The organism is Sinosporangium siamense (assembly GCF_016863435.1).
Lineage (GTDB): Bacteria > Actinomycetota > Actinomycetes > Streptosporangiales > Streptosporangiaceae > Sinosporangium > Sinosporangium siamense.
Map to the genome: position 1 here is coordinate 1 of NZ_BOOW01000006.1, position 14,029 is coordinate 14,029.

The following is a 14,029-nucleotide window of genomic DNA, read 5'->3' on the forward strand; positions in this document are numbered from 1 at the left end:
GTCGGCTGGGCGTGTTTTCGCTGGCCGCGACCGCTTCGCCGTTGTGAGCCGGGTGTGGCGGCCCGTGGGGCCGCCACACGGGGGTCAGCTCTGGGCGGCGCTGACCTTGACCCAGCGGTCGAGGGTGGCGGCCGCCGCGCCGGAGTCGACGGCCTGGGCGGCGCGCGCGTGGGCGGCGGTCATCGCGGCGTCCAGGTCGTCGCCGACACCGTCGTAGGCGACGAGGCCCGCCGCCGCGTTGAGGAGCACGGCGTCGCGCACGGGCCCCTTCACCCCGCTCATCGTGTCGTGGACGGCCTTGGCGTTGAACGCGACGTCACCGCCGCGCAGGGCGTCTACGCCGGACCTCGGGATGCCGAGCACCGCGGGGTCGAACGAGGTCTTGACGGCCCTGCCGTCACGCACGACGTAGACGGTCGAGGTCGTCGCCGTGGTCAGCTCGTCGAGGCCGTCGTCGCCCCGGAAGACCAGCGCGGACACCCCCCGCTCGGCGAAGACGCCGGCCATGACCGGGAGCATGCGCGCGTCATAGACCCCCACCGCCTGAGCGGCGGGCCGGGCGGGGTTGCAGAGCGGGCCGAGGAAGTTGAAGAACGTCGGCACCCCGACCTCCTTGCGCACCGGCCCCGCGAAACGCAGCGCGGGGTGATAAACCGGTGCGAAGCAGAAGGCGATGCCCGCCTCCTCCGCGACCTTCGCCGTCGCCTCGGGGGAGTGGTCGAGCCGCACGCCGAGATATTCGAGCACGTCGGCGGCCCCGCAAGAGGAGGACGCCGCACGGTTGCCGTGCTTCATCACCCGGGCGCCCGCCGCCGCCATGACGATGGCCGCCATGGTCGACACGTTGACCGTGTGGGCGCGGTCTCCGCCGGTGCCGACGATGTCGACCACGCGCCCCTCGACCTTGAGCGGCGTCGCGAACTCCAGCATGGTGCGCGCCAGACCGACCACCTCGTCGACGGTCTCACCCTTGGCCCGGATCGCCACCGCGAACGCCGCGATCTGCACCGGCGTCGCCGCGCCCGACATGACCTCCTTCATCGCCCAGGCCGTCTCATCGGTGGTCAGATGCTCTCCCGAGAGCAGGGCCGACAACAGCGCGGGCCAGGTGGTGCGCGCGTGCATGGGATCTCCAGGTCTGGGTGCGGTCTTCGAGGCGACCAATCCTATGGTGTCCGGCCCCGCCGCGCCTCCCGGCGACAGGCGGCGCCACGCCCGCCGGCCTGGAAGGATCTTGCCGGTATCGCAGCGCATCTACCCGTAAGGGGTCGATCGGGGTGCCGCAAACCGCGGTGAAGGTCTCAGTTGCGTTGCGGATCTGCGGGCCGCCGGAGCACGATTCCATCGGCGAGCGGTACGGCGGAGCCGTCGTCCGGCCGGGTCTGCCGAGCGCCCCGCTTTCGCCGCCCTCTTGGAGCCGCCGCCCTCTTTGAGCGCGGTGCCGTCGAGCACCGCGTTTCACCGGTGCCGTGCCGTGCCTGCCTGTGCCGTGCCCGCCTGTGCCGTGCCTGCCTGTGCCGTGCCCGCCTGTGCCGTGCCCGCCTGTGCCGTGCCCGCCTGTGCCGTGCCCGCCCGTGCCGTGCCCGCCCGTGCCGTGCCCGCCCGTGCCGTGCCCGCCCGTGCCGTGCCCGCCCGTGCCGTGCCTGCCTGTGCGGTGTTGCGGGGGCCGGGGTGACCTGTGTTTCCCCGGGGATTCCCGGCCACACCCGGAATGAGGTGTGCGAAGCGACCTGCGGACGCGTCAGGTTGTGACGGGGGAGACGGGGGACATGGAAGAGCCCTGGCCGCCTCACAGGTGGATCCGCGGGTGCGGTGGTGCGGTGAGGCGACCTGGGCTCGAAGAGGGTCAGTGGTTGCTGGGCAGGCGGGAGGCCGCGCGGGTGCGCATGAGGCCCGCGATGGTGTCGGCCACGACCATGGGGTCGAGAGGCTGGGGCACCACGGCGTCGGCGCGGGACCAATTGGCGAGCCAACGGTCGTCGCGGCGAGCGATGATCAGGCAGATCGGGGGGCAGTCGAAGACCTCGTCCTTGGCCTGGCGGGCCACGCCCATGCCGCCGGCGGGCTGGGCCTCCCCGTCGAGCACGGCCACGTCGATCTCGCCGCTGTCGAGGAGTTGGATCACTTTGGCCTGGGTGGCGCACTCGACGACTTCCGCGCGTGGCACGTCGGCAGCCGGCCTTCTGCCGATCGCCAGCCGTACCTTCTCACGGGTCGAGGCGTCGTCGCTGTAGACGAGGACCTTCATCGCGTGGTCGCTGCTCACGGTCGCGCTCACTATCGCTTGTGGAGGTAGGGTCAACTCAGGATCGTACCGGTCGTCAGGGTTGGATACCCAGGCCGGAGGTATTCACCGCCTGATTAGCTGCATTCTGGGCATTTCGGACGTCTTGGGGCTGCCTAACGGGGGGTCGTGCGGCGACCCGACCAGGAGAGCCGCAATAATGCTGCCCGTGGCGACAGCATCCGCAACTACAACGACGACGACGGCACATGCCTCGCGCCGACCCAATCTGGTCAGCGTGGGGACGATCGTGTGGCTGTCCTCTGAGCTCATGTTCTTCGCGGCGCTGTTCGCGATGTACTTCACGATCCGGTCAGTGAGCCTGAGCGAGGGCCTTCCGTGGCCCGAGGCTCACCTCAATATCCCGTTCGCAACGGTGAACACGATCATTCTGGTCCTGTCCAGCGTGACCTGTCAGCTTGGTGTATGGGCGGCGGAGAAAGGCCAGGTGGCCAAGCTCCGCTTCTGGTATATCGTCAGCTTCCTCATGGGTTCCGTCTTCGTCGGCGGTCAGCTCTATGAGTACGGTGAGCTGGTCAGCCACGGACACACGATGCAGCACTCTGCATATGACTCGGTGTTCTACCTGACCACGGGCTTCCACGGCCTCCACGTGACCGGTGGACTGATCGCGTTCCTCTTCATGCTGGGACGCACGTACGCCGCGAAGCGCTTCACCCATGAGCAGGCGACCAGCGCGATTGTCGTGTCCTACTACTGGCACTTCGTGGACGTGGTCTGGATCGGCCTCTTCGCGACCATCTACATCATCCACTGATCGGAACGGGATCTCTGTGAATAGGATCACCGCTCGGCGGCGGCATCCCCTCGCGAGATACGCCGTCCTGCTTTTCGCTCTCGCCCTGCTCGGCGGCGTCTATACCGTCGCCGCGCCGGCTGGGCAGAGTGCGGACGCGGCGATCGCGTCGGGCAAGGTCGACGACGTCGCGGCGGGCAAAAAGCTTTTCGAGCAGTCCTGTGCGAGTTGCCACGGCCTCAACCTCGAGGGCACCAAGACCGGCCCCACGCTGGTCGGTGTCGGTGCGGCGGCCGTGGACTTCCAGGTCAGCAGCGGGCGCATGCCCGCGGCCCAGCCCGGTGCGCAGGCGCCGAGGAAGCAGAAATACCCCTGGGTCAACGAGACCACCATCAGGCAGCTCGCGGCATATGTGCAGTCCAAGGGTGGTGGCCCGGCCGTCCCCAGCGACGACGCGGTCGACCCGGCCAAGGGCAACTCCGCCAAGGGTGGCGAGTTGTTCCGGGCCAACTGCATCCAGTGCCACAACTTCGTCGGCGCCGGTGGCGCGCTGACCGAGGGTAAGTACGCACCCGACCTCAACTCGTCGACTCCTAAGCAGATCTACGAGGCGATGGTCACCGGCCCGCAGGCCATGCCGCCGTTCAACGACAGTACGATCACCCCCGAGCAGAAGCGGGACATGATCGCCTACATCGTCGAGGTCCGTGGTCAGAAGGACCCGGGTGGCTTCGGCCTCGGGCGCATCGGCCCGGTGACCGAGGGTCTCGCCCTGTGGGTCGTGGGCATCAGCCTGCTAGTACTCGCCGCCATCTGGATCACCGCGAAGAGGCGACAGAAGAAGTCATGACTGAGAACTCACACGAGCCCGAGGCTCCCGACGAGCGCGTTCCCAAGCGCGTCATCGGGACACCCCCACCCGCGGAGAGCACCTCCCTGCTGGGCGCCGCAGAGGAGAGGACCGCGCAGGGGCCGGGTCCCATGCCCGGCGTGAAGTTCCAGGACGAGAAGACCGCGAAGAAGGGGGAGCGCATCGCCGCTCTCTGCTTCGTGATCACCTTCCTCTCCGCGATCGGCTTCATCGCCTCCTACGTGATCTTCCAGGTCGGCGACCTCGACAAGGCCGGCGCCTCGAACCTCGCACTCGGCGGCACGCTGACTCTGGCCTTCCTCGCGCTGGCCGCCGGCGTCGTGGTCTGGGTGCGCATGGTGATGCCGAAGTACACCCTGTTCCAGGAGCGCCACGAGATGGCCTCGGAGCCCGCGACCCGCGAGGTCGTCGCCGAGACCTTCCTGCAGGGCGCGGAGGAGAGCGGGTTCGTCAAGCGCAAGCTGCTCCGCCGCACTCTGCTCCTGGCCGCCGCGCCGCTGGGCCTGCTGCCGATCGTGCTGCTGCGCGACCTCGGCCCGCTGCCCGGCACCGCGCTTCGCCACACCGTGTGGGGCAAGAAGACCAAGGCCGGCAAGGACCGCAGGCTTCTGGTCGAGGGCACGGGGGCGCCGATCCGCGCCGCCGACTTCAACTCGCCCGGCGGCATCCTGTCGGTGGTGCCCGAGGAATACCAGCACGACCTGAACGAACTGGCGAAGTCCACGCTGATCCTGATCAAGCTTCGGCCGGAGGTCATCAAGTCCGGCACGAACCTCAACTGGACTCACGACGGCATCATCGCCTACTCCAAGATCTGCACCCACGTGGGTTGCCCCGCGGCGCTCTACGAGCAGACGACCCACCACATCCTCTGCCCGTGCCACCAGTCCACATTCGACGCGGCCGACGGTGCGAAGGTAATCTTTGGTCCTGCGGCGCGACCGCTGCCTCAGCTCCCGCTCGGGGTTGACTCCGAGGGATTCCTGGTCGCCAAGGGTGACTTCCCCGTTCCGCCGGGGCCGAGCTTCTGGGAACGCGGCGACGCCGAGGCGGAGGTCCGCGCGAGGGGAGGTCACGCGTGAGCGCGAAGATCGGCATCAATGAGAAGAGCACGGTTCATCAGCCGAGCATCACCGAGACGCCGAAGGCGATCGCAGGGGTCAGCACCTACCTCGACGACCGTCTTGGCGCCGGCAACTTCCTCAAGCGCAACCTGCGCAAGATCTTCCCCGACCACTGGTCGTTCCTGCTGGGGGAGATCGCGCTCTATTCGTTCATCATCCTGCTGCTGACCGGCACGTTCCTCACGTTCTGGTTCAAGCCCAGCATGGCTCACGTCGTCTACGACGGCGTCTACGAGCCGCTCAAGGGCGTCGGCATGTCGGAGGCCTACGCCTCGTCGCTGCACATCAGCCTCGAGGTCCGGGGTGGTCTGCTGATGAGGCAGATGCACCACTGGGCGGCCCTCCTGTTCGTCGCGGGCATGATGGTGCACATGCTCCGGGTGTTCTTCACCGGTGCGTACCGCAAGCCGCGCGAGCTCAACTGGCTGATCGGCATCCTGCTGCTCACCCTGGCGCTGGTCGAGGGTCTGACCGGCTACTCGCTGCCGGACGACCTGCTCTCGGGCGCCGGTCTGCGCATCACGGAAGGTGTGATGATCTCGCTGCCGCTGGTCGGTAGCTACATCACCTTCTTCCTGTTCGGCGGTGAATACCCTGGCACGGACATCATCTCCAGGTTCTTCACCCTGCACGTGCTGCTGATCCCCGGCATCCTGCTGGCGCTCATCTCCGCCCACATGATCCTGATGTGGGTGCAGAAGCACACGCAGATGCCCGGCAAGGACCGCAAGAACACCAACGTGGTCGGTGCGCCGTTCTACCCCGCCTTCATGGCCAAGGCCGGCGCGTACTTCCTGTTCACGTTCGCGGTCACCGCGGGTCTGGGGACCTTCGCGCAGATCAACCCGATCTGGCTGTTCGGTCCCTATACGCCGGCGGACATCTCGGCGGGTTCGCAGCCTGACTTCTACATGGGCTTCCTCGAAGGCTCGCTGCGACTGATGCCCGCATGGGAGATCAACTTCCTCGGCTATACGTTGCCCTTGAGCGTGATCATCCCGGCGCTGCTGCCCTTGGGCATCATCATGACCGGGTTGGCGCTCTATCCGTTCCTGGAACAGTGGGTTACAGGCGACCGGCGTGAGCACCACGTGTGCGACCGCCCCCGCAACAACCCGCACCGCACCTCGATCGGCATGGCGGCGATCTCGTTCTACGGCCTCCTTTGGTTGCTGGGCGCCAACGACGAGATCTCGGCGAAGTTCCAGATCTCGCTGTTCGTCACCACGATCGTCGGCCGGGTCCTGGTCTTCGTGCTCCCGGTGGTCACCTACATCGTCACCTACTCGATCTGCATCGGCCTCCAGCGCAAGGACGCCGAAGTGATCGGGCACGGTGTCGAGTCGGGCGTCATCAAGCGCCTGCCGAGCGGTGAATACATCGAGATCCACGTGCCGCCCGCCGACGACATCGCCGACCACATGCTCGGCAAACGTCCCGTCGCGATGCTGCCCGGCGCCGGGGACGGCGAGGCTGAGCCCGAGGGCGTCCCGCCGAAGGCCCTCCGCGGCCCCATCGGCAAGCTCCGGGCGAAGATGAGCCGCGCCTACGGCGGCGAGAAGGTCGCCATCGACGACGGCCACGGTCACCACGACGACCACGGCGAGCACGCCGCGATCGGCGCCGGTGACGGCGGGCACTCGAACGACAAGAAGTGACCCCGTCGGCTGACCGCTGAAGCTCCGCCACAGCAGTGGGCCAGGACATCTGAGATGTCCTGGCCCATTCGCATTTCCGGTGGCTCGCCGGTTCCCCGATCCGCATCGGGAAGGCCGGGGAGGGCGGCGTCGGAGATCGGCTGCCGCCAGATCACGCCCGCTCACATCGCTGTGCCGTACGGATCGACCCGGCGGGCCGTGGTTGTCCGGTTGGGGGAGCATGGGAAGGTCCCGGTTTGCTGCTCGCCGTCGGCCGGTCACCCGCGAATACCCTTGGAAGCCCGCCGGCACCGCCCGGAACTCGATCTCGGCGGTCATGCGGGGATGGCGGCCCGGAAGGCCGGGGGAGGGCGGCCGGGGTCAGTCGGACTCGGGCAGGCCCAGAGAGAAGGCGGCGTCCAGGTCGTGGCGGGAGTAGGTGCGGAAGGCCAGGTGGGTCACCGTGTCGAGCACGCCGGGGATCTTGTTGATGCGGCCGGGGATCACCTCGGCCACCTGCTCGTAGGCTCCCACGCGCACCATCGCCAGCAGGTCGTATTCGCCGGTGATCGAGTAAACCTCGCTGACCTCGTCGAGGGCCGCGATGGTCTGGGCGATCTCCTGGATGCGGTCCACTTCGGCGTTGATGTGGACGATGGCCGTGACCACGCTTCCTCCTGATATTGAGCGATGCTCGTGAACTGGGGTGCACGAGCGAGTGTGGTCTGTTTTAACACCCCGGTGGGGCGGGTGTCATCGCGGGCCGGAGCCTCACTTCTAGCGTAGGGGGCGGCCCTCGCGGGAGCGGGGCCGGTGCCGCGGCTCGTAGGCGAGGTCGATGCGGGCCTTGAGGCGGGCGGCGCCGCGGGCGGGCAGGGACCAGTCGCCGTCGACCTGCACCAGCCGGACCCCGGGGGCCTCCAGCCACCGCAGGACGCATTCGGTCTCCTCGGCGCTCGCCGCGGGGGTCGGGCCGGGGCCGGGGACGACGGTCTCGGCGGTCGCGACCAGGGCGTCGACGTAGGGCACGGGATGGGCGCCCTTCGGCATGACACCCGCCGCGGTGAGCCTGCCGTGCCGGATGACATGGATCTCCCAGCCGCCGTTGAAAGAGGGGGAGGCGGCGACGAGGTGGGGGAGGCGGGTGAGCGAGGCCAGCCGCTGCATGCGCGCGGCTGTGCGCACATATGCGGCCAGCCGGTCGCGGTCGACGGCGGCCTCCTCATAGCGCCGCTCGGCCGACAGGCGCTCCATGCGGGCCTCGACCGCGCGGAACACCGGCCCTGCGTCGACGGTCATCGCCGCTCTGGCGGCCTCGACGTGCGCGTTGTAGACGGCGGGGGTCTCGCCTCCCTCGCAGGGCGCACCGCAGCGGCCCATGCCGGCCAGCACGCAGGCGGACCGTGTGGTGCGCGCGGTGAGGCGCTCGGTGCACTGCCGCAGCGGCACGGCCTCGTGCAATGCCGCCCGCGCGTCCTCGGCCAGGCGGGTGCTGCCGAACGGGCCGAGATAGGTCGCCCGGTCGTCCTTCACCTCGCGCACGATCGAAAGGCGGGGGAACAGCTCGTCGGTGAGCTTGAGCCACACGACCTTCTCCGGAAAGCGGGACTTGCGGTTGTAACGCGGTTTGCTCGCCCCGATGAGACGCAGCTCGCGGACCTCGGCCTCAAGCGGCGTCGCGCACACGATGGGACGCACACGCTCGGCGATGCCGATCATCTCGCGGATGCGGGACCTCGTCTCGCTCGCGGTGAAATAGGAGCGGACGCGGTTGCGCAGGTTGGTGCTCTTGCCGATGTAGAGCGCCTCGCCCCGCGCGTCCTCGAACACGTAGACGCCCGGCGCGTGCGGCACAAGATCGGCCAGGTGGCGCTTGCGCCGCTGCTCGGGGGTCGGCGCCCGCACGAACGAGTGCAGCTCCTCCAGCGTGTGCACGTCGAACGACCCGGCCCTGCCGATCAGCCCGTGGAGCACGTCGACCGTGGCCCGCGCGTCGGCGAGCGCCCGGTGGCACGGCTCGGATGAGCTGCGGAAAAGCCGGGCGAGGGTGGCGAGCTTGCAGTTGGGCGTCTCGTCGCGGGTCAGCAGGCGCCGGGCCAGGTCGACCGTGTCGAGCACCGGGTTGTTCGGCGGAGGGTAGCCGTGTGCGGCGCACGCGGCCTTGATGAACCCCATGTCGAACGGGGAGTTGTGCGCCACCAGCGTCGCCCCCCGGATGAACTCCAGGAAACTCGGCAGAACCGACTCCATCTTGGGCGCGGCCACGACCATCGCGTCGGTGATGCCGGTGAGCACCGAGATGAACGGCGGAATGGGCCCGCCGGGATCGACGAGCGTCGCGAGCTCACCGAGCACCTCGCCTCCGCGCACCTTGACGGCGCCGATCTCGGTGACGGCGTGCTCGGCGGCCGACCCGCCCGTCGTCTCAAGATCGAAGACGACAAAAGTGATGTCGCTGAGGGGTGTGCCCAGGTCTTCGAATGTGCCCTGTACCGCGTCCACGACCAAGACCATAGAAGCCGTCACCGACAAGATTAGGGAGGAGATCGCACTTCATGCCCCATAGGCATGACCTTCTCCCGCTCCTTGTCCTGCGGGCTCGCGCGACTGGTCGTGATCATCGGCACCCCCGGGTCAGCCTCCCGGAGGCGGAGGCCCGGTGCGTTCCACGAAGGGGGACAGGAGGCCCGGGACCGCCGCCGCGGCCAAGGTGAGGCCCTGGTCGGTGCCGACGTCGGCGAGTTCGTAGACGCCTTTGCCCGCGGCAGTCGTGGCCCGGATGGTCAGGAGGCCGGAGCGGCGCTGGAGCGGGGACCGGCTGATCTGCCAGCCGATGACGCCCGCTCTGTCCAGGGCCACCGTACGGCGGGCCAGGACGCCCGAGCGCACGATCAGATGGCGGCCGGTCAGGCCGTGCCCCAGCCCCCGATAGGCGCCGGTGGCCAGGGCGAGGGCGACGGGGGCCGTGAGGGCGGGCACGGCCCAGGCCCAGGCGGGTGTCCAGGTGAACAGCGTGTCGAGTACGGCGACGGCCACGAAGCCGAGCCCCGTGCACACCAGGGCCGTGAAGTAGCGGCGCCGGCGGGCCGCGGGAGGGTGGGGGGAGAGGCGGTCGAAGGCCGCGGCGGGATCGGTGCGGAGGACGTGGGCGGCGACGAGGCGGGCGGTCGCCCGGGGCATGGGCGGTGTGAGCGCGTCGACCTGCTCGTGCTGGTCCTCGCGGGGGGCGCCGAGGCCGGTCGCGACCACGCGGACGCGGGCGCCGCCGCCGGTGCGCAGCAGGAGGGGTTCGGCGATCTCGACGCCGCGCAGTCTGCGCTCCTCCAGGGAGAGGGATTTGCGGGTCAGGAGTCCGCGCCGCACCCGGAGCGTTCCACCGGCTTCGCGCTCCAGCCGGTAACCCGCCCAGGTCTCGGCGAAGAGAGCCAGCGCGCCGAGTGTGCCGACGGCGGTCGCGGCGCCCGCGACGAGCAGGACCGCCACCCAGAGCGGCATCTCCTGGAGCTCCTGCCATATCCGCCGGGTCACGTCCCACGAGAGGAGGTTCAGCCCGATCAAGTCGAGTGCCTTGTAGACGGCTCCCGCCGCCACCAGCGCTCCGACCAGCGACCACACGGTCAGCGGCGCGAACCGCACCCAGCTCCACCGCAGGGTCGCGAGCGCGGGGTCGCCCTCGGCGGACTGCTCCTGCCGGGACCGCTCCCCGCGGTCGAGGAGCGTACGGCGGAGCTCCTCGGCCCGGTCCTTCGTGAGGGGGTCGAGGCGCAGTTCGGAGCCTTCCGCACCGGCGTGCTCGCCGCTCCCGACGGTCACGGTGGCGAGGCCGAGGACGCGGCGGACGGGATCGGCGGTGATGTCCACGCTGCGTATCCGGTCGCGGGGGATCGACAGGTGTGTGCGGACGAAGACGCCCGAGCGCTGCTCGACCCGGCCGGCGGTCACGCGGAAGACGGTTTTGCGCCATCTGACCACGTCGTAGGCGACGGTGGCGCCGATGACGAGCAGCGCGGTGGCGGCATTCGCGGCGACGATGCCGGCGGGGGGCACATCCCGGTCGGCGAGGAACTTGCTCATCGCGAGGACGATGGGCGCGACCACGGCGAGCGAGTACACAGCGGACACGGCGGCGGTCCGCCGGTCGACACGCTCCCAGCCGGGCTCGTGTCCCCGGGGTTCGCCCTCACGCGGGTCGGCCTGCTGGGTTGTTTGGTACGGGCCGTTCATGTCGTGTCCCCGGGGTTCGCCCTCACGTGGGTCGGCCTGCCGGGACGTTCGGTACGTGTCGCTCATGTCGCGTCCCCGGGGGTCGCCTGGGTGAGCAGGGTGAGCTGTTCGGCGAGGCGGGCGGCTTCCTCGTGGTCGAGGCCCCGGATCTTGAGCGCGCCCGCGGCAGAGGCCGTGGTGACCGTCACGTCGGCCAGGCCGAAGTGTCGCTGGAGCGGTCCGCGGACGGTGTCCACGGTCTGCACGCGGGACAGCGGCGCGGCCCGCCAGGTGCGCACCATGAGGCCCGAGCGTGTGTAGACGGCCTCGTCGGTGACCTCCCAGCGCACGGCGCGGTAGTAGACGCGGGGGGCGAACACGGTCAGCGCGACGGCGAGGACCGCCGCGCCGGCGGCCGCCGCCCCGAGCGCGGCGGGCCGGCCGGTGAGTTGGTAGGCCACGGCGAGGGGCACGACCACGACGACCGCGCCGATCACCGCGTCGACCGTCCAGTAGCGGACCGCGCGCGGGTCGGCCGAGTGCCGGGGTTGCCGCAGTCGGAGCTCGTTCAAGGTGTTCCTCAGCTCTGCTTCTTCTTGCCGGCCCCGGCGAGGCACAGGGTGAGCCCCAGCACGCCGATGACGATGCTGGCGAAGACTTCGTATCCGTCGAGGAAGCTCAGGTAGTTCACAAGGAACCAGCTTCTGGAACCGCCCCACAGGTTGCTGAACAGGCCGCCGACGGCCTGGACGATGAACAGCACCCCGAGAAGCTCAAGGAAGACTTTCATGGTGTTCAGCGTCGCGGGGGCGGGCGGTGCAGCGCGTCGGCCTTCGGGTCGCGGGCGGATGTCCAAGGTCGCCTGCGGCCATCGACTTTGGTCGGTATCCCGCACCCTTGTGCAGGCCCTAACCTCGGGAAACATGTTGGAATACCGCTGGGCGCTGCCTGCCGCACTGCTCGGCGACGCGCCCGGCGGGCGCACGTCCGGCCGGGTGCGGCGGTCCACGCGGGACTGGGCGGTGGACATCGTGATGTTCCTCGTGGCCTCCGTCCTCACCTTGGTCATCATGATGGAGATGGACGGGAGGCCCCGGCCCGTCATGCTCGCCGAGCAGGTGCTGGGGGCCACGAGTTGCGCGGCGGTGTGGTTGCGCCGCCGCTGGCCGGCCGGTTTCGCACTCGTCCTGGCGCCGCTGTCGGCGGTCTTCGAGGGGGTCGCGGGCGCGGGTATGGTGTCGGTCTTCACCCTCGCGGTGCACCGGCCCTTCCGGGTGGTGGCGCCGATCGCGGCGATGCACGCCCTCGCGCTGCTGCCCTTCTCCGCGCTCTATCCCGAGCCCGAGCTCGATTTCTGGGGCACGTTCGTGTTCGGGGTGACCGTGTCCTTCGGGGTGGTGGCCTGGGGCATGCTCGTGCGGGCGCGCAGGCAGCTCGTCATCTCGCTGCGCGAGCGGGCGGTGCGGGCCGAGGTCGAGGCGGAGCTGCGCGAGGAGCGTGCCCGGCACCTGGAGCGCGAGCGCATCGCCAGGGAGATGCACGATGTGCTGGCCCACCGCATCTCCCTGCTCAGCCTGCACGCCGGCGCGCTGGAGTTCCGCCCCGGCGCGCCGAGTGCCGAGATCGCGCGGGCGGCGGGCGCGATCAGGGGCAGCGCGCATCAGGCGCTCCAAGACCTGCGGCAGGTCATCGGCGTGCTCCGGCACGGGGACGAGGACGGCGCGCCGGAGCGGCCGCAGCCCACCCTCGCCGACCTGCCGGGCCTGATCGAGGAGTCCAGGCGGGCGGGCATGCCGGTGTCGTTCGACATGTCGGCGGAGGGCGAGGTGCCCGAGGTGCTCGGCCGCAACGTCTACCGCATCGTCCAGGAGGCCCTCACCAACGCCCGCAAACACGCTCAGGGGCAGCCGGTCGAGGTGCGGGTCGCGGGCGGAGCGGGGGAGGGGCTCACGGCGGAGGTGCGCAATCGCGTGCCCGGCCGGCGGTCTGATTCCCGGATGCAGGGGTTCGTGCGGGACCAAGGACCGGTGGTGGAGATCCCGGGCACCGGGACGGGCCTGATCGGCATGGCCGAGCGGGCCGAGTTGGCGGGGGGCAGGCTTGAGCACGGCCTGGGCCCCGGAGGTGACTTCACATTGAAGGCGTGGCTACCGTGGCCGGCATGAGTTCATCCATCAGCGTGCTGATCGTCGACGACGACGCGCTTGTGCGCGCCGGCCTGTCGATGATCCTCTCCGGGGTCGGCGACATCGAGGTCGTGGGGGAGGCCCCCGACGGCGACGCGGTGCCCGCACTGGTCTCCCGGCACCGGCCGGACATCGTGCTGATGGACATCCGCATGCCGAGGGTCGACGGCCTGACGGCCACCGAGCGGCTCCGCGCGGTGGCGGGGGCGCCCGAGGTCATCGTGCTCACGACGTTTCACGCCGACGCGCAGGTGCTGCGGGCGCTGCGCGCGGGGGCGGCGGGCTTCCTGCTCAAGGACACCCCGCCGGTGGATCTGGTGGCGGCCATCCGCAAGGTCGCGGCGGGCGAGCCGATCCTGTCGCCGGCGGTGACCCGGCAGCTCATCTCGCACGTCTCGGAGACCGCGGTCGACTCGCGGCGCGATCGGGCGCGCAAGCTGCTCAGGCGGCTCAGCGAGCGGGAGCGCGAGGTGGCCGTGGCGGTGGGCCAGGGCAAGGCCAACGCGGACATCGGGGCGGAGCTCTTCATGAGCGTGGCAACGGTCAAGGCCCATGTGTCGAGGGTTTTAACCAAGCTTGAGTTGAACAACAGAGTGCAGGTGGCACTCCTCGTTCAGGACGCGGGAATGCTGACCTAGCCGATCTCCGGTGGACCTGGTTTGAAATCCGGCAAAGCAGGCCAAGGCGGTGGCGGCCTCGCGCGGGCGCGGCACGGAAGCGCCGGCCGATCTCCGGTCGAGATCCGGCTAGAGCCGCCTGCGGCGCCGGAAGGTCGTGATGGCCGGACACGGGCACGCCGGGAGAGGTGATCTTTAAGCAGCGGGCTGTGATCTTCCTGCGGCGGGCTGTGACCTTTCCCCGCCAGGTGACGACGGCTGCGCCGTACTCCCCGCAGGAAGGACGGAACACCGTTCGGTGTGGCCTGAGACACGCCCATGCCGGCGGCAGCCGTACCCTTAGTGACAGA

At 69.9% G+C, this 14,029-nt stretch carries 13 protein-coding genes; 6 read left to right on the forward strand and 7 right to left on the reverse strand.

Going from position 1 to position 14,029, the window contains the following annotated elements; translation table 11 throughout:
• Positions 1-84: 84 nt before the first annotated feature.
• Positions 85-1,125, reverse strand: a complete 1,041-nt coding sequence (trpD, locus tag Ssi02_RS02030) for an anthranilate phosphoribosyltransferase (protein WP_204020455.1) — start codon at positions 1,123-1,125, stop codon at positions 85-87.
• Between the two features lie 721 nt (positions 1,126-1,846).
• Complete coding sequence (locus Ssi02_RS02035) at positions 1,847-2,248, reverse strand: type 2 periplasmic-binding domain-containing protein (RefSeq protein ID WP_204021366.1); 402 nt, start codon at positions 2,246-2,248, stop codon at positions 1,847-1,849.
• A gap of 196 nt (positions 2,249-2,444) precedes the next feature.
• Here Ssi02_RS02035 and ctaE point away from each other — a divergent pair, with 196 nt between their 5' ends.
• Genes ctaE through qcrB form a run of 4 tightly spaced genes read left to right on the forward strand, consistent with a single transcriptional unit; the run spans position 2,445 to position 6,694 of the window.
• Positions 2,445-3,062, forward strand: a complete 618-nt coding sequence (gene ctaE / locus Ssi02_RS02040; RefSeq protein WP_204020457.1) for an aa3-type cytochrome oxidase subunit III — start codon at positions 2,445-2,447, stop codon at positions 3,060-3,062.
• Positions 3,063-3,078: 16 nt separating this feature from the next.
• A complete protein-coding gene (gene qcrC / locus Ssi02_RS02045) occupies positions 3,079-3,891 on the forward strand; it encodes a cytochrome bc1 complex diheme cytochrome c subunit (protein WP_204020459.1) in 813 nt (270 codons plus the stop codon).
• Positions 3,888-4,994: a cytochrome bc1 complex Rieske iron-sulfur subunit gene (gene qcrA / locus Ssi02_RS02050; RefSeq protein ID WP_204020461.1), complete on the forward strand. Its 1,107-nt coding sequence runs from the start codon at positions 3,888-3,890 to the stop codon at positions 4,992-4,994. The genes qcrC and qcrA overlap by 4 nt, the downstream gene beginning before the upstream one ends.
• Before the next feature lie 47 nt (positions 4,995-5,041).
• Complete coding sequence (gene qcrB / locus Ssi02_RS02055) at positions 5,042-6,694, forward strand: cytochrome bc1 complex cytochrome b subunit (RefSeq protein WP_204021367.1); 1,653 nt, start codon at positions 5,042-5,044, stop codon at positions 6,692-6,694.
• A gap of 360 nt (positions 6,695-7,054) precedes the next feature.
• Here qcrB and Ssi02_RS02060 read toward each other — a convergent pair whose 3' ends face one another.
• The 5 genes from Ssi02_RS02060 to Ssi02_RS02080 all read right to left on the reverse strand — a co-directional run bounded on the left by Ssi02_RS02060 (position 7,055) and on the right by Ssi02_RS02080 (position 11,666).
• Entirely contained in the window at positions 7,055-7,342 is a 288-nt protein-coding gene (locus tag Ssi02_RS02060; RefSeq protein ID WP_204020463.1) for an Lrp/AsnC family transcriptional regulator, read from the reverse strand.
• Positions 7,343-7,450: 108 nt separating this feature from the next.
• On the reverse strand, positions 7,451-9,187 hold the full coding sequence (locus Ssi02_RS02065; protein ID WP_204020465.1) for a DEDD exonuclease domain-containing protein: 1,737 nt from the start codon (positions 9,185-9,187) through the stop codon (positions 7,451-7,453).
• A gap of 120 nt (positions 9,188-9,307) precedes the next feature.
• Positions 9,308-10,963 (reverse strand): PH domain-containing protein, encoded by a 1,656-nt coding sequence (locus tag Ssi02_RS02070; protein WP_204020467.1) that lies wholly within the window; start codon positions 10,961-10,963, stop codon positions 9,308-9,310.
• Positions 10,960-11,448: a PH domain-containing protein gene (locus Ssi02_RS02075; protein WP_239128529.1), complete on the reverse strand. Its 489-nt coding sequence runs from the start codon at positions 11,446-11,448 to the stop codon at positions 10,960-10,962. The genes Ssi02_RS02070 and Ssi02_RS02075 overlap by 4 nt, the downstream gene beginning before the upstream one ends.
• Before the next feature lie 8 nt (positions 11,449-11,456).
• Positions 11,457-11,666 (reverse strand): hypothetical protein, encoded by a 210-nt coding sequence (locus Ssi02_RS02080; RefSeq protein ID WP_204020469.1) that lies wholly within the window; start codon positions 11,664-11,666, stop codon positions 11,457-11,459.
• A 133-nt stretch (positions 11,667-11,799) separates the two neighbouring features.
• Between Ssi02_RS02080 and Ssi02_RS02085 the strand changes: the two genes are divergently transcribed.
• Together Ssi02_RS02085 and Ssi02_RS02090 are read left to right on the forward strand one after the other, a co-directional pair.
• Positions 11,800-13,041, forward strand: coding sequence for a sensor histidine kinase (locus tag Ssi02_RS02085; protein WP_204020471.1), 1,242 nt, complete (start codon positions 11,800-11,802; stop codon positions 13,039-13,041).
• Positions 13,038-13,700, forward strand: coding sequence for a response regulator transcription factor (locus Ssi02_RS02090; protein WP_204020473.1), 663 nt, complete (start codon positions 13,038-13,040; stop codon positions 13,698-13,700). The genes Ssi02_RS02085 and Ssi02_RS02090 overlap by 4 nt, the downstream gene beginning before the upstream one ends.
• Positions 13,701-14,029 lie beyond the last annotated feature (329 nt).